The sequence below is a fragment of the Psychrobacillus sp. L4 genome, from assembly GCF_042944905.1.
Lineage (GTDB): Bacteria > Bacillota > Bacilli > Bacillales_A > Planococcaceae > Psychrobacillus.
This window is the reverse complement of record NZ_CP168496.1, coordinates 1,840,319-1,861,983: the sequence shown is the minus strand read 5'-3', so window position 1 is coordinate 1,861,983 and position 21,665 is coordinate 1,840,319. Positions and strand designations below refer to the sequence as shown.

General features: G+C 35.3%; 19 protein-coding genes. 12 read left to right on the top strand and 7 right to left on the bottom strand.

Annotated features, from left to right (window positions below):
- The first annotated feature begins 520 nt into the window (after nucleotides 1-520).
- Nucleotides 521-934 (top strand): hypothetical protein, encoded by a 414-nt coding sequence (locus ACEPXG_RS08800; protein WP_391209460.1) that lies wholly within the window; start codon nucleotides 521-523, stop codon nucleotides 932-934.
- A gap of 9 nt (nucleotides 935-943) precedes the next feature.
- Here ACEPXG_RS08800 and ACEPXG_RS08795 read toward each other — a convergent pair whose 3' ends face one another.
- Nucleotides 944-1,486 carry a GNAT family N-acetyltransferase gene (locus tag ACEPXG_RS08795; RefSeq protein ID WP_391209458.1) on the bottom strand — a complete coding sequence of 181 codons (543 nt, stop codon included), beginning with the start codon at nucleotides 1,484-1,486 and terminating at the stop codon, nucleotides 944-946.
- Between the two features lie 187 nt (nucleotides 1,487-1,673).
- Between ACEPXG_RS08795 and ACEPXG_RS08790 the strand changes: the two genes are divergently transcribed.
- From ACEPXG_RS08790 to ACEPXG_RS08770, 5 genes are all read left to right on the top strand, one after another.
- Nucleotides 1,674-2,999 (top strand): hypothetical protein, encoded by a 1,326-nt coding sequence (locus tag ACEPXG_RS08790; RefSeq protein WP_391209456.1) that lies wholly within the window; start codon nucleotides 1,674-1,676, stop codon nucleotides 2,997-2,999.
- 6 nt (nucleotides 3,000-3,005) lie between these two features.
- Nucleotides 3,006-3,725 carry a tetratricopeptide repeat protein gene (locus ACEPXG_RS08785; protein ID WP_391209454.1) on the top strand — a complete coding sequence of 240 codons (720 nt, stop codon included), beginning with the start codon at nucleotides 3,006-3,008 and terminating at the stop codon, nucleotides 3,723-3,725.
- A gap of 143 nt (nucleotides 3,726-3,868) precedes the next feature.
- Nucleotides 3,869-4,402: a class I adenylate-forming enzyme family protein gene (locus ACEPXG_RS08780; RefSeq protein WP_391209452.1), complete on the top strand. Its 534-nt coding sequence runs from the start codon at nucleotides 3,869-3,871 to the stop codon at nucleotides 4,400-4,402.
- 57 nt (nucleotides 4,403-4,459) lie between these two features.
- Nucleotides 4,460-4,885 (top strand): acyl-CoA thioesterase, encoded by a 426-nt coding sequence (locus tag ACEPXG_RS08775; RefSeq protein WP_391209449.1) that lies wholly within the window; start codon nucleotides 4,460-4,462, stop codon nucleotides 4,883-4,885.
- Nucleotides 4,885-5,181 (top strand): hypothetical protein, encoded by a 297-nt coding sequence (locus ACEPXG_RS08770; protein ID WP_391209447.1) that lies wholly within the window; start codon nucleotides 4,885-4,887, stop codon nucleotides 5,179-5,181. Before ACEPXG_RS08775 ends, ACEPXG_RS08770 begins: the two co-directional genes overlap by 1 nt.
- Nucleotides 5,182-5,290: 109 nt before the next feature.
- On the opposite strand, the gene ACEPXG_RS08765 is transcribed toward ACEPXG_RS08770, so the two are convergent.
- Complete coding sequence (locus ACEPXG_RS08765) at nucleotides 5,291-5,593, bottom strand: HesB/YadR/YfhF family protein (RefSeq protein ID WP_391209445.1); 303 nt, start codon at nucleotides 5,591-5,593, stop codon at nucleotides 5,291-5,293.
- Between the two features lie 14 nt (nucleotides 5,594-5,607).
- Nucleotides 5,608-6,213, bottom strand: a complete 606-nt coding sequence (gene plsY, locus ACEPXG_RS08760) for a glycerol-3-phosphate 1-O-acyltransferase PlsY (RefSeq protein WP_391209443.1) — start codon at nucleotides 6,211-6,213, stop codon at nucleotides 5,608-5,610.
- A 350-nt stretch (nucleotides 6,214-6,563) separates the two neighbouring features.
- Between plsY and parE the strand changes: the two genes are divergently transcribed.
- Genes parE through ACEPXG_RS08745 form a run of 3 tightly spaced genes read left to right on the top strand, consistent with a single transcriptional unit; the run spans nucleotide 6,564 to nucleotide 12,160 of the window.
- A complete protein-coding gene (gene parE / locus ACEPXG_RS08755; RefSeq protein ID WP_391209442.1) occupies nucleotides 6,564-8,537 on the top strand; it encodes a DNA topoisomerase IV subunit B in 1,974 nt (657 codons plus the stop codon).
- Nucleotides 8,534-10,966, top strand: a complete 2,433-nt coding sequence (gene parC, locus ACEPXG_RS08750; protein WP_391209440.1) for a DNA topoisomerase IV subunit A — start codon at nucleotides 8,534-8,536, stop codon at nucleotides 10,964-10,966. The genes parE and parC overlap by 4 nt, the downstream gene beginning before the upstream one ends.
- A 9-nt stretch (nucleotides 10,967-10,975) precedes the next feature.
- Nucleotides 10,976-12,160: an MFS transporter gene (locus ACEPXG_RS08745; protein ID WP_391209437.1), complete on the top strand. Its 1,185-nt coding sequence runs from the start codon at nucleotides 10,976-10,978 to the stop codon at nucleotides 12,158-12,160.
- Here the strand turns inward: ACEPXG_RS08745 and ACEPXG_RS08740 are convergent.
- Nucleotides 12,157-12,366 (bottom strand): hypothetical protein, encoded by a 210-nt coding sequence (locus ACEPXG_RS08740; RefSeq protein WP_391209435.1) that lies wholly within the window; start codon nucleotides 12,364-12,366, stop codon nucleotides 12,157-12,159. The two genes, ACEPXG_RS08745 and ACEPXG_RS08740, sit on opposite strands and share 4 nt — an antisense overlap.
- Nucleotides 12,367-13,521: 1,155 nt before the next feature.
- On the opposite strand from ACEPXG_RS08740, the gene ACEPXG_RS08735 reads away from it, so the two are divergent.
- From ACEPXG_RS08735 to ACEPXG_RS08725, 3 genes are all read left to right on the top strand, one after another.
- Entirely contained in the window at nucleotides 13,522-13,890 is a 369-nt protein-coding gene (locus ACEPXG_RS08735) for a YybH family protein (RefSeq protein WP_391209433.1), read from the top strand.
- 178 nt (nucleotides 13,891-14,068) lie between these two features.
- Complete coding sequence (locus ACEPXG_RS08730) at nucleotides 14,069-14,479, top strand: GNAT family N-acetyltransferase (RefSeq protein ID WP_391209850.1); 411 nt, start codon at nucleotides 14,069-14,071, stop codon at nucleotides 14,477-14,479.
- Between the two features lie 94 nt (nucleotides 14,480-14,573).
- Complete coding sequence (locus tag ACEPXG_RS08725; RefSeq protein WP_391209431.1) at nucleotides 14,574-14,978, top strand: GNAT family N-acetyltransferase; 405 nt, start codon at nucleotides 14,574-14,576, stop codon at nucleotides 14,976-14,978.
- A 1,994-nt stretch (nucleotides 14,979-16,972) separates the two neighbouring features.
- Here the strand turns inward: ACEPXG_RS08725 and ACEPXG_RS08720 are convergent.
- The 3 genes from ACEPXG_RS08720 to ACEPXG_RS08710 form a co-directional block, all read right to left on the bottom strand.
- Nucleotides 16,973-18,031: a LacI family DNA-binding transcriptional regulator gene (locus ACEPXG_RS08720; protein ID WP_391209429.1), complete on the bottom strand. Its 1,059-nt coding sequence runs from the start codon at nucleotides 18,029-18,031 to the stop codon at nucleotides 16,973-16,975.
- Between the two features lie 292 nt (nucleotides 18,032-18,323).
- Nucleotides 18,324-19,988: a glycoside hydrolase family 13 protein gene (locus ACEPXG_RS08715; RefSeq protein ID WP_391209427.1), complete on the bottom strand. Its 1,665-nt coding sequence runs from the start codon at nucleotides 19,986-19,988 to the stop codon at nucleotides 18,324-18,326.
- A gap of 115 nt (nucleotides 19,989-20,103) precedes the next feature.
- Complete coding sequence (locus ACEPXG_RS08710) at nucleotides 20,104-21,645, bottom strand: alpha-amylase family glycosyl hydrolase (RefSeq protein WP_391209424.1); 1,542 nt, start codon at nucleotides 21,643-21,645, stop codon at nucleotides 20,104-20,106.
- Between the last annotated feature and the right edge of the window lie 20 nt (nucleotides 21,646-21,665).

The following is a 21,665-nucleotide window of genomic DNA, read 5'->3' as shown; positions in this document are numbered from 1 at the left end:
GCATGGAAGGCACGGTAAAATAGTGTAGAGTTCCCGAAATTGTATCTTCGGGAACTTGCAACCTCCATAGAACAGTAGCTATTCTCTCATTTTCCAAAAAAGCATTTTTCTCTTGAACGTTGTAGCGAAGCTACGGACAAATATCCGCAACAAGATTCCCGAAAATGGCATGGGTTAAGATGTGGTGATCATTTAGTCCAAAACGAACCGAAAACGCACAAGTGCAAATGGGACTTTTACGCTTTTCTTACAATTATTTTATGTAAGAAAGTGGTTAATCAACAGACTTGATAGAAAGAAAACATAAAATTTCGTACCCTAAAACATTCAAGACGTTTTGTAGTATTTGCTAGGTGTACGTCACTTATTAGAGTTTGCTCAAATATAGAACATTTTTGCTTCACATTGTCCTCTATCCAGTCAGAAATTTTTCTATTCGAAGCGCTTTTCTCAAAGCTAAGTATTTGATTAGTTATAGGTTCTCCGCCTTAGTCATATCATGAGAATAAACAGTGAAGGAGTGAATAAAGCGGGAAAAAGAAAAATTGGGCTAATTGGAATTGCTTTATTTTCAGTGATCTTTGCCTACCTTTTTTCATACACGCAAACCACCAAGTTAGTACTAGAGCTTTGTTCCCCGTATCTAGAGGAACCTCAAATAGCACAAAACTTTCAATATAGTTTCACGCAAAAGGGCGGACTGTACGATCAATTTGGGCAGCGATTAAAAGAAAAAGGATATAATCATCTTATTCTTACTGGCATCAATTCAAAAAAGGAGATTTTAGTTAAATTAGTACTCATAGATAAAGAAGCCAATGAACAAAGACAAGAAAAAGTGAAGGAAATATTTAATGATTTCCTAGCTAAAAATGACTTAGATCCGAGTGTATTTAAAGTTAAAGTAAGTAATGATGAAAGCTTTAACTGGTAGTTGAATATTTTACGTTTTCCAATCAGGTTTGATCAACGAAAAAACAAATGCATCATTTGACTTATCATTTTGATAAATATACCCTCTTAAAAGACCTTCTTTCTGAAATCCTAGTTTCAATAATAGTTTATAAGAGGATTCATTTTCTGGAAATGTAACTGCTCCAATACGATATAGGTGTAGCACATCAAAACAATAGCGAACAACAGTTTCTACTGCTTCACTAATAATCCCTTTCCTCCAATATTCGGGAGACAAGTCATACCCTATTTCCGTTCGTTTACTGGAAAGCAAGAGATTGTTTAATCCAACAGTACCAACAAATTCACCTGTTCCTTTTAGTACAATCCCCCAACGGATCGACCGCTTCTCTTGAAAGTTTTTTGAGAAGGAATTGATTATACTTTTTGCTTGTTCGTTTTGTGTGAATGGAGACATGCCGTAGTATTTTAATACTTCTTTGTTTGAAAAGATATTGAAGATATGATCAACATGTTCTTCCTTAATTTCTATTAGATTCAACCTTTTTGTTTCTAAAATGGGAAATTCCATATCATTTCCTCCTTTCTAACTATCTACAATTCATATCGATTATTTTACCATATATCCAGATATATCTGAATTGCAATTCAATTAAAATAGTAGTTATGATAGGATAAGTATAAATAACCATGATGTTCTACGGTATTTATTACATAGCATTCGTAGAGTAATTCCCACGTTTGGAGAGAACCTGACGGTGAGAGAAATTATTTCCATGTATCCAAAAGAAGAGGAATTAACGCAGTGGTATTCCTTGTTTAGTAATGAGCTTTCTAAGATTGATGAACCTTTTTCTATTGTTTTGGATGACTTTCACCTCATTGATCATGTGTTTCATATAAATTACATCGTGGAAAAAATAATTGAGTTTCTTCCAGCTCATGTTCATCTTGTCATTGCATCTAGAAGTCGACCGAAATGGTCAAAGTTGCTGAAACTTAAGTTAAAAGGACAATTAGTGGAACTTAGTGAAAAGGACTTTATGTTTAGTGAAGAAGAAATACGCGTTTTTTTTGAGGATTACTTTGAAAAAACGATTTCGTACGATGAAGCAGTAGAAATCATGCGAATTACAGAAGGTTGGGCAATCGCCATACATTTAATTGCGATGCAGCTTGTAGAGACCAATAAACAAATAAACGAGCTCTTTGATCCAGCGCTCAAAGACTTGTTTTCTTATTTATCCGATGAGGTATTTTTTCGAATGAATGAAGAAGATAAACAGTCCATATTAAATTTCAGTATTTTTCCAACCTTCAATACTGAAGAAATAAAGGCGTTCTACGGGGAAAAAGAAGCAGAAAATCTTGAGCGATTGGCAAATAGCCACGCTTTTATTCAATCACTAAGTGATACAGCTTCTTATCGATTCCATGCGCTATTTCACCAATATTTAGAAATTAAATGGTTGCAAAAAGATCGAAAGTTATATTATGACACACATCAAAGAGCCGCTACTTTTTATAGTGAGCATAATAACTTAATTCAAGCCATTCACCATGCGGTAAAAGCAAATGATGATTATTTTTTAGGAAACAAGCTTGTACATTTTGCACATTCAATGATTAGTGCGGGGCAATTTGATTGGTTATTAGAATTGTTAAAAGTTCATCTCTCCGAGAAAAGTAGAGAAGCGTTTTATGAACTTTTTTATTATGAAGGGGAATGTCATCGATATAGAGCTTTTTATGAAAAAGCAAAAAAAGCTTATGAAATGTGTGTAATGTTTGCGAAAGAAAAGAACAATCTGCTTTACTTAAGTAGGGCGAATGCTGGTCTTGCCCATATTTATCTTGATACGATCCAACCAAAACTCGCAAAACCGTATCTAGAGGACGCAGTGGCATGGGCAAAAAAAAGCTCGGATATAACTTGGGATGAAATGTTGTCATTGAAACGATTGTTAGCAGAGAATCTTGTCAATTTAGGTAAGGCCAATGAGGCGAAAAAATGGGTGAAACAAGAAGCATTTGATGCCGCTATTCTAAGAGAAGGTAATTTAGATGCACGGATTCTGCTCTGAACGGGAATGCTGAATGAGGCGCAACATGTATTAAGAAATAGAATAAGTGATGAAGTAAGTTTACCCGACTCGCATAGAGAAACAGAAGTTTTACTATCCTTTATCTATTCTTTAAGTGGTCAGATAGATGATGCGAAACGAGCTGCTATCAAAGGAATCGAAACGGGGAGTCGTGAAAAATCAGGTTTCGTAGAAGCAGTCGGTTGGATCAGAAGAGGACATGCCGAGATACTAGATGATCCTTTCGATTTGGAAACGCCCGAGAACTATTATATTAAAGCTGTTCATCGTATGGAAGAGCTAAATGTCTCTAGAGGAAAAGCAGAGCCTTATATGGGACTTTCACTCTTGAAATCTAGGCAAGGTTTATTTGAAGATGCGATTTCTTACGGGGAAAAAGGCTTGAGAGAAACAGATAAAGGAAATGATTATTGGTTGTCTGCTTATATATTACTTTGTTTAACGATCGTTTATTTTGAGAAGGGAGAAATGGAACAGGCTATACAGACTGCTCATGAAGCGAATCGTCTTTTTACAAGCAGTGGGGATGTATACGAGGAAATGATTTCGCACTATTGGCTCATGTTCATTTATGCTGAGTTAGGAAATAACAAAGTGTTTGTTGATCATACCGAAAGTTTGCTTCCCTTTGTGTTCAGTACCATTTTGGCTTTTTCTTACTTAAAAAGACGATATTCGGGCCTGTCGATTTGCAAATGCATTTAACTTTCGATTAAGTGAATTAGAACTTTTGTATATGATAGAGGACTGTCAACCAGTTCTCGTTATCCATGATGAAGAGCATCGGGAAATCAGTAGTAAATTCATAAAAGTGAGTCCATTATTAATAACGGATATGAATGGTCATAATGCTGAATCTTCACCTCCCTATTCGAATTGGTCTCCAACTGATCCACGGCTTATTTTGTCATGCAAATGAAATTGGGGAGCTATATATTGCTGGTAAGCATGTATTCACTAAGTATTGGAACAATGAGATAGAGTCTAGTCAAACGCTCGTTAATGGGTGGTTGAAAACAGGGGATTTAGCAAAAAGGGATGAAGACGGAGACTATTTTATTGTCGGAAGAAAAAAAGAAACAATCATTTCTGGTGGAGAAAATGTTTATCCTCAAGAAGTGGAGCGGTGTCTCCTTTTACATCCTAATATACGAGAAGCAGCAGTAATTGGTGTAGAAGATGTGAGATGGGGAGAATGTATAACTACTTTCATCACTTGTAAAGAACCGAAAGATTTCGATAAAACAGAAATCATTTCCCACTGTAAAAAATCACTTGGAAGCTTTAAAGTTCCAAAAAAAATTATTATGTTAGCAGAACTTCCACGAACCCAGATTGGTAAAATTGATAAAAAAAGATTGGTACAATTAGCTGTAGAGTAGTCCTTTACAGCTTTTAGGGACGTCTTTTTGTATAATAGATTCTGAGGTGACTTGGAAATGTTTATAAGCGAAAAAGAAATTGAAGTAAGGTATGCCGAAACGGATCAAATGGGTGTTGTCTATCATGCGAATTATGTCATTTGGTTGGAAATAGGGCGTACCCAACTAATTCAAGACTTAGGATTTACATATGCTGGACTGGAAGAGCATGGCTATATTTCTCCAGTGACAAATGTGAATATTAACTATAAATCTTCTGTTAAATACGGTGAAAATGTAATCGTTAGAACTTGGATTGAAAAACATGGGAAACTAAGAACTACTTATGGGTATGAGATTGTACATAAGGATGGAACTATTGCATCTACTGCTACATCAGAGCATGTTATCGTTAAGAAAGATACCTTTCGACCAATTTCTCTGAAGAAAGTTGATCCTGCTTGGGATGCGAAATATGTCGAAATTGCCAAGGTACATGAATAATGGCTTTTGGCATAACGCGTAAGGAACTAGATGAGTGGAAGAATCATGTAAAGAACGGACAAATAGCATTTCTAACCCATTACTGGATCGATCAACGGTTCCCAGGATGCAAGACTGTAACAAAAGTAGGGTGCAGCAATCTATCTACTTTGATTGAATGGGGAAGACAATACGGACTTAAAGAAGAATGGATTGACTTAAAAGAAGGATATCCTCATTTTGATTTATTCGGAAAATACGAATATGAAATATTGAAGGAAGAAGGACTATTATTACAATTAAAGCGATTCAAATAAGGAATTTGTTTTTTTAAGGAGCCTCGTATAGTCGCAATTGCTCTCATATTAATGGATTGCATACAGCCTAATTCAAATGCTTTATGAAAATAAAAAAAGCGTGGCATGCTCACGCTTTTTTATATGCATAGGCTAATTCGTCTGCTTTTGGATTGAGATCCACATAGAGATCATGACCATCAAAGTACCATTCATCTAGTTCCTCGATAAAGAATAATATATTTTCTATAGTTATGGTCACAGAAGGTATAATCGGAGTATCCATTGTCATGCCAATAGAAAAACCATCATGTAAAGGACTTGACCCACCATAACGAGCATAGAAGCGAATTTTGTCTCCTGCTTTTACTTCCATTTCTTCATGGAACCAGTTCATTGCATTTGAAGAAATGAATATTTTCAAACTAATCACCAGCTTTCATTAGATTAAATCCATTTTACTTTCGGTTCAGTTCCTGCTTTAATTCTTTTTATATTCGAACGATGTCGATAAAAGATAAAGATCGCAATTAGTAATACGATTCCGATTAAAGGTACATCATGTTTCACTGAGAAATAATAAATGATTGAATAGATCACAGCAACGAGAGCTAAGATCATGGAAGTGAGAGACACCATTTTAGTTATCTTTAGAACTATTAAAAATCCAACTATTAATAAGACAAATATCGGCCAATTATACCCAAGTAGAATCCCACCAGAAGTAGCAACTGCTTTTCCACCTTTAAATTTCGCAAAGATCGGGAACATATGCCCTACAACTGCTATTATCCCAAGTATTAAAGGATGCACATTAGTAGTTTCGAAAATTGGTAGTAAACCAAGAGTCGTGGCTACAGTTCCTTTTAGGATATCCATAATAGTAACTGCTATACCGGCTTTTTTTCCGAGTGTTCGGAATGTGTTTGTTCCACCTAAATTACCGCTTCCATGCTCTCTTATATCTGTATTATAAAATAACTTTCCAACCCAAAGGCCAGAAGGGATAGAACCAATTACATACGCAAGTATAAGTAAAATGATCGTAGTCATAGCATACTCCTTTAATAATGAAACTTATAATATATTGAACTCTTAGTTTACCATGTACGTAAAGCATAGTTCAATGCAAAGAAAATATGAACTTGAAAAATTCCACTATAGTTATTTATTGGTTGAACTTATTATGTTTACGATGTAAGCTAAGTTCTGTTCAATCTAAAGAAGGAATAATGCATTCCAATAGAGAAAACTATTGTAAGGTAGATTGCAAACCACTTGATATTTATTTACAATTAAAATCTGACCTATGTACGCTATGTATTGACATAAGAGCAATCTGTTTGTAGGCTTAAAGAATAGTTAAGAACAGATGTTTTGTTTTTTTTGGAGGGGAACATATATTGAGTAAAAATGAAATAATAACAAGTTATAGTGATGATGATATTCAGGTATTAGAAGGGTTAGAAGCTGTTCGAAAAAGACCTGGAATGTATATTGGTTCTACTGATGCAAGAGGGTTGCATCATTTAGTATATGAAATCGTAGATAATGCGGTAGATGAGAGTCTTGCTGGTTTTGGAGATCATATTATTGTGACTATCCATGAGGATCAAAGTATCACTATACGCGATTTTGGTCGGGGAATGCCGACTGGTACGCACAAAACAGGTATACCAACTGCTGAAGTTATTTTTACTGTACTACATGCAGGCGGCAAGTTTGGGCAAGGTGGTTATAAAACGAGTGGAGGACTCCACGGCGTAGGTGCATCCGTTGTGAATGCGCTTTCTTCCTATGTAGAAGTAGTAATTCATCGTGATGGTAAGAAATTCATTCAACGATTTGAAAATGGTGGAAAAGTGGCTCAGTCTCTAAAACAAATTGGAACAACTAAAGAGACAGGTACATCCGTACATTTCTTGCCTGATAACTCCATTTTCTCCGTAGTGAAATATAATTACGAAACATTATGCGAAAGATTAAGAGAATCCGCCTTTCTTCTAAAGGGATTAAAAATCGAATTAACAGATGAGCGAACGGGTGCTCATGATATTTTCTGTTATGAAACCGGCATTGAAGCTTTTGTTTCTTATTTGAACGAAGATAAGGATATTCTACATCCAGTTTTCTACACAGAAGGCATGCAAGATGAAATAGAAGTAGAATTTGCCTTTCAGTTTAATGACGGATATTCAGAAACGATTTTGTCGTTTGTAAATAATGTTCGTACACGAGATGGCGGAACGCATGAAACAGGAACAAAAGCTGCATTAACGAGAGTTTTTAATGAATATGCTCGCAAAACCAGTTTATTGAAGGAAAAAGAGAAGAATTTAGAAGGATCGGATATTCGAGAAGGGATATCTGCGATAGTTTCTGTTCGTATTCCAGAGAATTTACTACAATTTGAAGGACAAACAAAAGGGAAACTTGGAACAAGTGAAGCAAGAAGTGCTGTAGATGGTGTCATTTCAGAAAAACTGCAATATATTTTGGAAGAAAACGCAGAACTCACTTCCTCTTTAGTGCGAAAAGCAATTCGTGCGCAGCAAGCGAGAGAAGCTGCTCGAAAAGCAAGAGAAGATGCGCGTAATGGTAAAAAGCGTAAACGTTCTGATACGCTTTTGTCTGGTAAACTAACTCCTGCTCAATCTCGTAATGCTGCTAAAAATGAACTTTATTTAGTCGAAGGAGATTCCGCAGGAGGGTCTGCTAAACAAGGACGAGACCGTACTTTCCAAGCAATTTTACCTTTACGTGGAAAAGTAATTAATACGGAAAAGGCGAAGCTTGCCGATATTATGAAAAATGAAGAGATTTCCACTATTATCCATGCCGTCGGTGGTGGAGTTGGTGCAGAATTCCAAATAGCGGACATTGCATATGATAAAATTGTTATTATGACAGATGCGGATACAGATGGAGCACATATTCAAGTACTTTTATTAACTTTTTTCTATCGCTATATGAAACCTTTGATCGAGAATGGAAAAATTTATATCGCATTACCACCTCTTTATAAAGTGTATAAAGGACTTGGTAAAAAAGAAGTTTTTGAATATGCTTGGACAGAAAAAGAATTAGATGCTGCTTCAAAGAAAATTGGGAAAGGATTCTTGCTACAGCGCTATAAAGGGCTTGGTGAGATGAATGCAGACCAATTATGGGATACAACGATGAATCCCGAAACACGTACACTAATTCGAGTGACAATTGAAGACGGTGCTCGAGCAGAAAGACATGTTACGACGTTAATGGGCGATAAAGTGGAGCCTCGTCGTAAATGGATTGAAGCAAATGTTAACTTTGGTTTAGAGGATGATTCCAATATTTTAGAAAATGAAAGAATTCACACGGAGGATGAGTTAGTATGACACAAACCGAACGTTATCAAGATTTACCACTAGAAGAAGTGATCGGTGATCGGTTTGGACGTTATAGTAAATACATCATTCAAGACCGTGCACTACCAGATGCGAGGGATGGACTCAAGCCCGTTCAACGCCGCATATTATTTGCTATGTTCCAAGAAGGAAACACGAACGATAAACCTTTCCGTAAATCTGCGAAAACAGTAGGGAATGTAATTGGTAACTATCATCCGCATGGAGACAGTTCAGTCTATGAAGCAATGGTACGGATGAGCCAGGACTGGAAGCTTCGCCATATGTTAGTGGAAATGCACGGTAATAACGGTTCTGTTGATGGGGATCCACCAGCTGCAATGCGTTATACAGAAGCAAGAATTTCTGCTATTTCACATGAGCTTCTTCGTGATATCAATAAAAACACAGTAGACTATATTCCAAATTTCGACGACTCTGATTCAGAACCAGTTGTTTTACCAGCACGTTTTCCTAATCTATTAGTCAATGGATCTACTGGTATTTCCGCTGGATATGCAACAGATATTCCGCCTCATGCATTACATGAAGCATTGGATGCCGTGTTAATGCGGATCGAAAACCCTGCAGCTACAATTGATGAACTAATGACCGTTATAAAAGGGCCAGATTTTCCAACCGGAGGAATTATTCAAGGGGTAGAAGGTATAAAGAGAGCTTATGAAACTGGTAAAGGGAAAATTGTCATTCGCTCGAAGACAGAAATTGAAACCATCAAGGGCGGAAAAGAACAAATAGTTATTACCGAAATCCCTTTTGAAGTAAATAAAGCAAATTTAGTCAAAAAAATAGATGAACAACGCCATGATAAACGTCTTGATGGTATTGCGGACGTAAGAGATGAGTCTGATCGTACAGGGCTTCGTATTGTAATCGAAATGAAGAAAGAAGTAGACGCTCATGGAATACTTCAATTTTTGTTTAAAAATACAGACCTACAAGTAACTTATAACTTTAATATGATTGCTATTCATAACCGACGACCAACAATGATGACATTACCTTTATTACTAGACTCTTATATCGGTCATCAAAAAGAAGTTGTGACTCGAAGAACAGCTTTTGACTTAAAAAAAGCGAAGGAACGTTTGCATATCGTTGCTGGCTTAATGAAAGCATTATCCATTTTAGATGATGTCATTAGAACAATTCGCGCTTCTAAAGATAAACGTGATGCTAAAAATAACTTAATTTCGTCATTTGATTTTTCAGAAGCTCAAGCTGAGGCAATTGTTTCATTGCAACTATACAGACTAACAAATACAGATATCACAGAACTGCAACAAGAAGAAGAACTATTAAATGCATTAGTAAAAAAGCTAGAAAGTATTTTAGCAAGCGAAGTAGTTCTTTTGAAAGTGATAAAAAAAGAGCTATTAGAAGTAAGAAAACAATTTGCAGAACCACGTAAATCGATTATTGAAGATGAAATTGAAGAAATAAAAGTTACATTAGATGTATTAATTCCAAGTGAAGAAGTAATTGTAACTGTTACAAAAGATGGTTATGTTAAACGCACTAGTTTACGTTCGTATACTGCCTCTAGTGGACAGGATTTTGCTATTAAGGAATCTGATTATTTATTATACAAAGAACCAATTAATACGCAGCATCATTTACTTCTATTCACATCAAAAGGGAATTATATTTATCAGCCTGTTCATGAATTACCTGATATTCGTTGGAAAGACCTTGGACAACATATCTCAAGTATCGTGCCATTAGATACAAATGAATCGATCATTAATGTAATAGGAATCGAATCATTTGATCTTGATCTATGTGTACTTACTGCAACAAAGGATGGTCAGATTAAACGTTCTTTACTTTCCGATTATGTGGTTCAACGTTACGCTCGCCCGATAAAAACAATGAATGTGAAAAAAGAAGATGAATTAATACTGGCACAGCTTGTATCACCTTCCGATGAAGTATTATTAACGACCTATTATAGTTACTCCGTTCGATTCTCGTTAGATGAAGTACCAGTTACTGGTGTCAAAACGGGTGGAGTAAAAGGTATCAATTTAAAAGACGATGATTATGTCGTAAGTGTGAATGTCATTACTCAAAATAGTCATGATGATATTACATTAGTTACACATCGTGGATCTGTGAAAAAAATGGCCTTAAAAGAAATTGAAGCAGGTGGTCGTGCGAAACGAGGAGTTGTTACCCTCCGTGAATTAAAAACAAACGCGCATCGAGTTTTTGCAGTTGTTTTAACGAATAAAGCAGATGAGCTTGTATTAGAAACAGAAAAAGGGGTTCAGGAAATCGTTCAATCGAATACGCTTCGTCCAACTGATCGATATTCAAATGGGTCCTTTATCGTAGATACTGAAAAAGAAGGTAAACTTGTTCGAGTGTGGAAACAGCCAATCGAACAGAAAGAATAAGGGAATAATATGTGGAGAAATGCAAATGTTTGGATTGCGTTACTAGGGGAATTGATTGCTGGCCTTGGCTTATGGAGTGGCATTATTGGCAATCTGGAGTTTATGCAAGAAAAAGTTCCATCTGATTTTCATAAATCATTAATTCTTGCAAGTGGACTATTAGCAGGTGTGTTAATAGGTCCACTTGCAGGGAAGGTTATTGATCAATCGAAGAAAAAAACGGTGTTAATCGTGTCAAGTATCGGACGGATTATTAGTGTTTTGTTTATGTTTGTTGCAATTGCTACAGGATCTATATGGTGGATGGTATTATTTTTAATTAGTTTACAACTATCTGCTTCCTTTTATTTCCCTGCTTTGCAAGCAACACTACCATTGATAGTACAACAAAAAGAGTTATTACAACTTAATGGTTGGCATATGAATATATCTACCATTGCCCGTGTAGCTGGAACCGCCATTGCGGGACTTGTCCTTGCATATTGGCCCATACAATCGCTTTATATCGTTTCTATGATTACATATGCGGGATTATTAGTGTTTACTTGTTTTCTTAAGATAGAGGAAAAAGAAAAAGTAGCTCTAAAAGATGGAAAAGAAAATAGTGGATTTAGTGAGATTTTCCCCATGTTACGGGATAATACTGCAGTTCTCATGACACTAATTTTAACGCTTGTTCCAGTGTTATTTTTAGGATCATTTAATTTGCTCATTATTAATATTAGTGTATTACAGGACTCTGCATCAATTAAAGGAACCATTTATGCTGTTGAAGGGGTTGCCTTTATGCTTGGTACGCTTGCCGTAAAGTATATAGGCGCTAAATGGAAAATAAACAATATTCTTTTTACATTTGTCTTTGTAATAGGTACCGCTGAGCTATTATTATACTTTGCTGCCAGTCCGGCCTTAACGCTTATAACTTTTGCAGTTTTAGGGTTTTCGCTTGGTTGTTTCTACCCCACAGCAATGACTATTTTTCAGAAGCAAATACCTAAAGCATTTCACGGTAGATTCTTTTCATTCCGAAGTATGTTAGATAGAATAGCCTTCCAAGTTGTTTTACTATCGACAGGAGCGCTTTTAGACGTCATCGGTATGCAATACATGGTCGTTGTCTTTGGACTGCTTAGTGTATCGTTAACGTCCATTTTCGTATGGAGAATGAAAAAAAATAGGATAGCTTTTATTTAAGCAATATAAAAAGCATTTCCATCGGGGCGTAAACCTTGTTGGAAATGCTTTTTATATTTATTTTGATATTGTTGTAACTTCTCCTTCTTTGTTTTAGTCATTCGTACATGCGTACTAAAACCAACTTCACTTCGAAAAGCAGCTACATCTTTTCCTGTGTTACGTAGCAGGTGGGTACGTTTTTTATATGCAGCAGATTTTGCCATCAAAATCACTCCTATAATAATTATTTCTTTCAAGGGATAGCGTATATTAGTTTTTGTGAAAATACAAGTACAGAACTCACCTAGACAAATAAAAGAATACACTGATGATGTAAGAACGTACGTATTATATAAATTACTTTCAATATTTCGATTCATATGCGCAATATGTAGGTTACGCGCTGTGGAACAAAAATTGAAGTGTTGCTTAATCAGGTGCTTTTATTTACACTTTTTGGCACTTTGAGACCAATTGTGTTAAACCCGAGACCAGTTTACCCTGAAGCGAGACCAATTGTCCTATACCCGAGACTAATTCATCCGAAAGCGAGACTATTTTTTGCTCACACGAGACTAATTGAAATACACTTTAAAAATTACGTGCAACATTTCTTCCATTACTCGCAACATTCCGATGCATATGAGCAATATATAATTAAAGTGTAATAGAATAGTGTGTTCATGGGCGGACAGCATTTCCTTTATTCCTATTTACTATTCCTGTTTGTATACAAGAATAGGGAAGGATATGTTGCATATGATGACTTTCGAAGCCATGATGTTCACAGTAGCGTTCGCTGGTTTAATTGTCTCCATTCTTACTTTTTCAAAAGAAAAAAAGTAAACTGCCCCTAAGCCATAGCAAGCATTGGGTAGTTTACTCTTAGTAATTGCTGATCGCCTTTGAAGCGATACTATTTTAATGCAAGACTGTTTGGTGTTGTAGCACCCAACAGTCTTTTTTAATGTATTCAATTTATATTTATATTATACCATCCACATAGTTATTATGAACTAAATTGTCTAATATACATCTACTTGGGTAATCCTCTTGAAAGTCTTAGAGTAAAAGTACGATGACGATAACTGAAAATTTTTTAAGTAAGGTATACTAACCTTGTTAAATGTCGGATTATTTTGAGAATTAAGTTAAAAATTGACCTTTATGACTATTTATTCATATACTCATATTATACAATTCTGAAATCTAATAGATGAATAAGAGTTCAGCATTTAAAATTATATATTTCTTTAGGTTTTAAACAAATATTTGAAGAAGTTCGATACGGAAAAGAATTATAAATAATAAGGATCAATAAAAGAAGATAGAAATCTCTCCAAAAATGAATGGAGAATTGATAGGAGGGAAGGAATTGTATGGGGTATAAACATTGTTTAGAGCAGTATATTGAGGCTACAAACACGCATATTTTTGAAGATGTTAAAAGTCTCTTGCATCCAAATGCAGTTTATTGGTTTTCTGATAAATCTTGTACAACTATTAATGAAATTCAAAACTATTTTGAGAATGCATGGGAAGTTATTAAAGAAGAGGTTTATTCTGCATCCAATGTACATTGGTTAGCAGCTGATGAAAAAACGGCAACTTGTATTTATACATATCATTATGAAGGGTATTATGATGGCAAATTTGTTTCTGGAAGTGGGCGGGCGACAAATGTTTTTATTAAAGAAAACGAGCATGAATGGAAGTTAATACACGAACATTTAAGTAGTATTTCATAATGTGATCTTTAGAATATATGCATTACTCTTTTCAAATACCTTTTACAAAAATTGGTATGAGTATCGGCATTCTTTAAGCTGTTTATATGGAGGGGAAATCATAATGTTTTTACTTTTTTATTGATCTTATCATATGGTAAACGCACCCATATGACTTAAGATAGAGGTTTTACAAGTGATTAACTATACAAATGAATCATCAAATATACTGGCAGAATCATTAGAAGGATTCTTTGTAGATTGGCCCAATCCACCTTCGTCTGCAACACATATGAAATTGTTGGAAGGTAGTTCTTATAAAATTTTAGCTATCGATTCCAAGAGTGGGGAAGTAGTAGGGTTTATAACCGCGATTAGTGATGGCGTTTTAAGTGCATATATTCCGCTTTTAGAAGTTTTACCTGCATATAAAAGTAAAGGTATCGGTAAAGAGCTACTCCAAAGAATGATTGCAGAGCTTAAAGACCTATACATGGTTGATTTACTGTGTGATGACCATTTACAGCCTTATTATGAGAGACACGGAATGATGAAAGCATCTGGGATGATCATTCGAAACTATCACAATCAAGCCGGTATACTGGACTAATTACTTTAAACAGGGGAATCCGATGATAATAAAATAGGCAGGGTTAAATGATTTAGCACAAATCCTAGAAGTTTTAAATAAGGTTACGATTGCTTTGCAAAATAAAAATATTAATCAATGGCCGTATCCTTGGAATTCTGAGTATATTTCTTGTGCCATTAGAGGAAATAATTCTTATAAATTAATCCATAATGAAAATGTAATTGGTACTTTTTTTATTGAAACAATTGATAAAATAGGTGAACAAACAGTAGACCCTAAAAGCTTATATTTATCAAAAATTGCAATTCTTCCGGAATACCAAGGAAGTAGTATTGGCACTAAAATAACCGAATTTGCATGTACTAACGCTCAAAGATTAAACAAAGTACTATATTTAGATTGTTGGGCTGGTAATATAAAACTTAGAGAATTCTATTCTAAAAATGGATTCCAATATATTGGTGATTTTTGTGAAGAGGATTATCTAATTAGTATTTTTAGATCTGGTATGAAATAGTATTAATAATTATCTAGAAACCAAGTGTAGCAATGTCAATTCATTGTTTACTCTTGGTTTTATTAATTGCGGATAGTGAACAGAAACTTAATAAAATCATTTTTCAGAATTTACAATTGGAAGTTGTAGGAGAAATTCCAGTATTGTAGAAGTGTATAAATTGAGATGAATAAAAGAATTATTGACATTGTACCAGTTATTAATAAGTGACTATTAGTCCAAACGAGATTTAAATAAGGTGATTTTGCAAATTACATAAATACCAAATTAGTCTAAATTTCTCTCAAATATCTCAATGTTTCAAGTATACTTTATTAATGAGATGCAACTCCGTATAATATATATTATGTAAACTAAAATAAATTTGCGTGCAGGAGATCTAGAATACCTCAACTTCCCTTATTCCTATAATATATGTTCTTTTGGACTTGTAATTCGCAAGTTCTTTATGATTTTCATATATGCTTGCTACTGAATAACATAGCCCATGCAATGTAAAATACTTATCGGTTTTTATTATCTTTTTAAGTCACTTACAACGGATACTGGCATTTCTACAATCCTCCCTAGATGTTCACAAATCATTTCAAAATGTTATTCATTTGTTTATTAGCAAATGCTTTACCTATTAACCCATAAAACAATGGATCTTCTTAGTATAACTTGAGGTTTACCCTTGTTTTTTTAGATTGAAGTAATAAAAACATAAATGGATTATCTGTCAATTAATAATTTTCTTAAGAAAAGTAAATTATACATAAATCCCTTTAATTTAAAATAACTTTCAAATATAATATTCGTGTTTTCTTAGATTGATGAAGTATTCAGCCGATGGGAGAATAGCACTTTAGCTTCTTAAAGACGAATGTTTCAATGATCTTTATGTAAAATAGTTCGTTAATTATCTTTTATCAGGATTTTTGCATACAATCATCTCTTACTATATATATCATTTCAATCCCTTTCTTCCTAAAGGCTGTTCCTCAATGATAATTGCTTTTGTTTAATAATCGCTTTTAGATAGTTGAGAAAGCTTTAACTCAACTTTATCCACTCGAAAGTATGTCATGAATCTATGGGAGTTGAAGAAGGTTTATGGTTCGCTAATTCCCATTGCCAATAGTAATAGAAAAGCTGCAGCCAAAACAAATACATTTCCTATTAAGCCGATAATAACAAGAATAAGTCGTTTAGATATCAACCAAGAGAATATAGCAAATAAAATACCAATAATTGATAAAATAAAAAAATGGTAATAATAAAATAAATATCAGCATTGGGTCCCCTTTCTACATAGAAAATAACGATACATATTATCACAGGTAACATAGATGTAACACCAAAAGTGTTCCCTACTTTTCTCTTATCCAAAACTAAAAAACCACCTCGCTAATTTTCTAACTTCTCTTTCCCTTAGACGTCCCATCTTCATCCTGCGAAAATTATCTAGCAAATCAACTCCTTTATAATAATCTTCAATGAACTAGTTCCTAAAATACGGTTGGAATAAATATAAGTTTCAACTCTAATTTAAACTCTTATAATTACATTTGTTTTTTGTTTACATAATATTATTATGGTGTCTAAAATTAAAGCTTATAAATGTTACAAATAAAAAGTATACATAAAGTGAAGTATGTGAAATATAAAAAAGCCCGCTTGATGTTAACGCATCAAGCGGGCAAATATAAGTCGGTTCTCTCAAAGCGATTGGCTGAGTGGTCTTAGGATAACCCACTCAGAGTGCTTATTTAAGGATAGGTTAACTCTTATGGCTTAATGATAGAATTGATACGGTTAATGTTGCAAATGCTACCTCAAAAACTAATCGTATCGACAAGATGCTGTAGCTTGTCCTCGTCTAAAGTATTTATTTTCTTCACTAGTTTCGTAATATACGTATGTAAATCGTCCTCAGCGTGATCAAGTTGGTTAGCAACTAACTGAATAGACCGTTCGATATTAGAAAAATAGATAGCTGTACTTCCTGTAATCTAACCTATTAAATCGCCGCCATCCGCACTCATTGCCCGATTAGGCTCAGTACACGAATTCCTAATCACTAGCTTGTGCGGTATAATGATTCGTTTGATAGGTTCATTTTCATTCTCAAGCAATTGAATCAAACTTCTTGCAGCCTGATAACCAAGTTCTTCAATGTTGATATCGATTGAAGTCAACGGGGGCCTAGACATTTCTGCGAACAAGGCATTATTGAAGCTGACGATTGATACTTGCTCTGGAATGTCCATTTGCATTTCAGTAAGGAAATTGACAACTCCTAGTGCCATCAATTCATCCGTCACAATAAGTGCGGAAGGTGGAATAGTCCTTGTCATGAGCTTTTTGACAGCTTCCTGCCCTCCCTTACGCAGAAATTCTTCGTGAATGATATATTCTTCCTTGAGAAGCAAATTGGAGCCTCTAAGAGCATCTTTATATCCTTGTAAACGATCCATCGTAACTGTTAGAGTTTGGCTGCCTCCAATGAAGCCAATTCTTTCATGGCCAAGACCAATGAAAAATTCAGTGGCTTCTTTAGCTGCGAGATAATTATCATTATCAACATGAGTAATCTTATCGACAAAATCAAAAGGCTTTCCGATAACTACAAAAGGAAAATTTCTATTTTTTAAATAGGGAAGAATTTTGTCGTCTATACGAGAGTATAACAGGATAATGCCGTCAACCCTACCTCCCTGGACCATATGCACAACACCATCATATAATTCTTGTTCTGTTTTACCAGTACTCATTTGAAGTGCATACTGTTTTTCTCGTACTCCTTCACTCAACCCCTGTATAACCTCAGAAAAAAAAGGATTTTGAAAAAACACATTAGAAGAGTGAGGTAGTACAAGGCCAATGACTTTTGTGGATTGGCTTGCAAGACTCCGAGCGATAAAATTAGGATGGTAACCAAGCTGTTTCATCGCTTCTCTCACCCGCTTTTTCGTCTTCTCACTAATACGGGGACTGTTAGCAATCACCCGTGAAACTGTAGAAGGAGCAACATCTGCCAACTTCGCCACATCTTTAATCGTAATTGCCAATAGACTCCCTCCACTCTTGTTCAGTAGATACAATCATACAAAATCATTTTAATAAATTTTGATACTACCATATTTTAAATTAAACTATCCATAATCAAAAGCCTTTCATACCAAAAAATATTTTCCGGAAAAATCGTGAAAAATAAATAGCTTTTGTTGCTACAAAAATGCTGAATAGCTAAGATTCCTCTTTTAATGGTGTAGCCGATGTTAATTCCGAAGCACTCAGGAAATGGTGAAGACAAGATGCACTAAAATGATGTTTACACTTTTCTTCCGTCACCAATCCTAGTTACCTATATAAGTATACTCTTACCTCATACGGTCTAAGCGATACTTCCTTGATGAGTTGAGCTGGAGCATCTTCATAATTGTATAGCATTAGCTCAAAATCAAACTTCGGAATTCCGCTTAATTGTAGATCTATCAGATAATCACGAAAATTGCATAGCACCAAGGCAAACTGTCCAGAAATCGAACGCGTATATATATATACTCCCGGATGATCCTCATGCAGTATATCGTACTCTCCATACACAAAAACAGGATTTTCTTTTCGCAATCCAATCATTCTTTTATAGAAGTGATAGATGGAATTTTCATCTTTTTGTTGTGCTGCTACATTGATTTTCAAGTAATTCGGATTTACTTTCATCCAAGACTCACCTTCTGTAAATCCACTGTTTAAAGTATCATCCCATTGCATCGGTGTTCTTGAATTGTCACGCCCATTTCGCCAAATGATTTCCATAACTTCTTCATGTGAACAACCCTTGGCAATTTCTATATTATAAAAATTCTTCATCCCAATATCATCATAATCCTGGATGGAAGTAAATTTGACGTTCGTCATACCAATTTCCTGCCCCTGATAGATGAATGGAGTCCCTTGCATAAGAAAGTAACAAGCGGCTAGCATTTTGGAACTTTCATTCCAATACTCTCGATCATTCCCCCAACTAGAAACGCTGCGTGGTTGATCATGATTTTCTAAAAAAAGGGCATTCCAGCCTTTACGGTGTAATCCTTTCTGCCATTTGGAAAGTGTTCTTTTCAGTCCAATGACATCCACCGACTTATCTAATCCCTTATTCCACAAACCAAGATGCTCGAACTGAAAAATCATATCAAATTTCCCGTTCCTTTCACCAACCCACTCATCAGCTTCGGCCACACTGACCCCATTTGCTTCTCCTACCGTCATAATATCGTACTTAGAAAAGGTTTTTTCTTTAAGCTCTTTTAAATAGTCTTGAATACCTGTTTGGTTCGTATGCATATCGAAGGCTGGTACATATTGTTCTCCTGTAGGATTCGGCATATCCGGCATACTATCTCGCTTCTTAATATGACTAATTGCATCAACCCGGAAGCCATCTATTCCTTTATCCAACCACCAGTTAACCATATTAAATAGTTCTGCTCGCACTTTTGAGTTTTCCCAGTTCAAGTCCGGTTGCTTAATTGCAAACAAATGAAGATAATATTGTTCTGTTAAATTGTCATACTCCCATGAACTTCCGGAGAAAATACTCTCCCAATTATTCGGGGCTTCATCACCAATTCCATCCTTCCATATATACCAATCCCTTTTAGGGTTATCTCTAGACGAGCGCGATTCAATAAACCAAGGATGTTCGTCGCTCGTATGATTAATAACTAAGTCCAGAATTAGCTTCATTTCCCGTGTATGGACCTCTTTCAATAATTCATCAAAGTCTCCCATATGACCAAACTGTTCTGAAATATCCTGATAATCGCTTATATCATACCCATTATCCGCATTCGGGGACTTATAAAAAGGACAGATCCAGATAATATCTATCCCAAGCTCCTTTAAATAATCCAATTTGGAGATAATTCCTCTCAAATCACCGATACCGTCACCATTACTGTCCTTAAAACTTCTTGGATACACTTGATAACAGGCAGCTTCTTTCCACCATTTTTTATTCATTTAACTAAGTACTCCTCCCCTTTTGAACTGTCTGATCTAGTGGTTGCAAACAATTTACTATCACGCAATTGATCGTGCTACTCGCTAGTTACACATGCCGGAATATAGAGGAATCTTATCTACCAATATCATTCCACTTTTCTGACTTTCTGACCAAGAAGTAAATGAAACATGCAAATACAACTAAACTAGCTAAAAAAATACCGATATAGAACCAATTTATCGCCGACTTATCAGCCAGCAAGTATATTTCTGACTGTTCTCCGTCTAGGACAATCGAGTATTTGTTCCCTTTGGAATTGATTAGCTCTCCTCCAATTAATCCTCTTAGTTCTTTATTTTTTTCAAACTTTACTTCAAGTACTACTTTTTGCATCTCAGAAGTATTGTTGATTGCTACAACTACTGTTTCATCCCGATAAGTCCTCTTGAAGATAGCCATTCCTGCTTCTTCATATAAAAGCTCCATATCCCCTCTAGTCAGTGAAAGTAGTTGTTGCCTTATTGCTCCAAGCTTAGTAATAAAATGAATTAAATCTTTATCGGCATTAAAATTCATGAACTTGCGATTATCCGGGTCTTCTCCTCCGCTCATGGCAATTTCAGTGCCATAATAGATTATCGGAATACCTGGTGTAGTGTATAAATAGGACAGACCTTGTTTCCATCTAGTAACCGGATCTTGCTTATTCTTGATTGATAGATTCGCAAATCGGACCATATCGTGATTGTCGAGAAATTGACCAAGCAGTTCTGGACGATGATATAATTTTTCATTTCGAGCAGCATTTGAAAAGAGCCATCCTAACGACTTGTCGGACTTCTCAAAAGCCGTGCGCAAGCTATCATTCTGCGAAAAATCCATAAATCCATCAATTCCAGTATCTTGATAACCGATTACCACGTTCGGATTGTCATGCCACACCTCACCGAGGAGATAGAATGAATCTTTCTCTGATTTTACAGCTACTGAAAAATCTGTCCAAAATTCTTTTGGAACATGTTTAACCGTATCAAGCCTATAGCCATCGATATCCGTTTCTTTAATCCACCATTTAGCGGCATCTAAAAGATACTTCCTGGTGTCTGGATTATCCTGGTTCAAGTCAGGTAAGTCATATAACCAGCCATTCTCCACTTCTTCTTGGTCATTCCAGTTAGAGATTGGCTTTTTTTCATGGAACCACTCTTCTTTTGTAGGATCGCTTAGCCACTCATGGCCTGGACCAACATGGTTAACAACAAAATCCAGAATAACCTTCATATCTCGATTATGAGCTTCCTTAACGAGTGTTTTGAATTCTTCTATCGTTCCAAAATGTTCATTTGTTTTATAAAAGTCCTTTATCCAGTATCCATGATAACCATTTTCCATATTTTCAAAAATAGGCGTCAACCAAATGGAGGTAAAACCCATATCTTTAAGATAATCCAATTTTTCGGTAATTCCTTTGAAATCACCGCCGTGATAAGTTTTCGGATCATTTGGGTTTGTATCTTTGTCATTGTTGACATCCCCATTGTTGAATCTGTCCACCATGATCGAATAAATGACCTCATCCTGCATCTTTCGTTCTTCTTTTTCTGCTGCTAATAGAGGAATCGAGGAAATTAGTAGAAGCGTAATTAAAACGAGTATGGATACACTCTTTTTCATGTCAGTCCTCCCCAGCTAAT

Coding starts and splice junctions, on each gene's coding strand:
- ACEPXG_RS08745 (WP_391209437.1), top strand. CDS start 10,976: ATGTGGAGAAATGCAAATGTTTGGATTGCGTTACTAGGGGAATTGATT.
- ACEPXG_RS08785 (WP_391209454.1), top strand. CDS start 3,006: ATGCTGAATGAGGCGCAACATGTATTAAGAAATAGAATAAGTGATGAA.
- plsY (WP_391209443.1), bottom strand. CDS start 6,213: ATGACTACGATCATTTTACTTATACTTGCGTATGTAATTGGTTCTATC.
- ACEPXG_RS08770 (WP_391209447.1), top strand. CDS start 4,885: ATGGCTTTTGGCATAACGCGTAAGGAACTAGATGAGTGGAAGAATCAT.
- ACEPXG_RS08710 (WP_391209424.1), bottom strand. CDS start 21,645: ATGAAAAAGAGTGTATCCATACTCGTTTTAATTACGCTTCTACTAATT.
- ACEPXG_RS08780 (WP_391209452.1), top strand. CDS start 3,869: ATGCTGAATCTTCACCTCCCTATTCGAATTGGTCTCCAACTGATCCAC.
- ACEPXG_RS08775 (WP_391209449.1), top strand. CDS start 4,460: ATGTTTATAAGCGAAAAAGAAATTGAAGTAAGGTATGCCGAAACGGAT.
- ACEPXG_RS08795 (WP_391209458.1), bottom strand. CDS start 1,486: ATGGAATTTCCCATTTTAGAAACAAAAAGGTTGAATCTAATAGAAATT.
- parC (WP_391209440.1), top strand. CDS start 8,534: ATGACACAAACCGAACGTTATCAAGATTTACCACTAGAAGAAGTGATC.
- ACEPXG_RS08735 (WP_391209433.1), top strand. CDS start 13,522: ATGGGGTATAAACATTGTTTAGAGCAGTATATTGAGGCTACAAACACG.
- ACEPXG_RS08740 (WP_391209435.1), bottom strand. CDS start 12,366: ATGGCAAAATCTGCTGCATATAAAAAACGTACCCACCTGCTACGTAAC.
- ACEPXG_RS08715 (WP_391209427.1), bottom strand. CDS start 19,988: ATGAATAAAAAATGGTGGAAAGAAGCTGCCTGTTATCAAGTGTATCCA.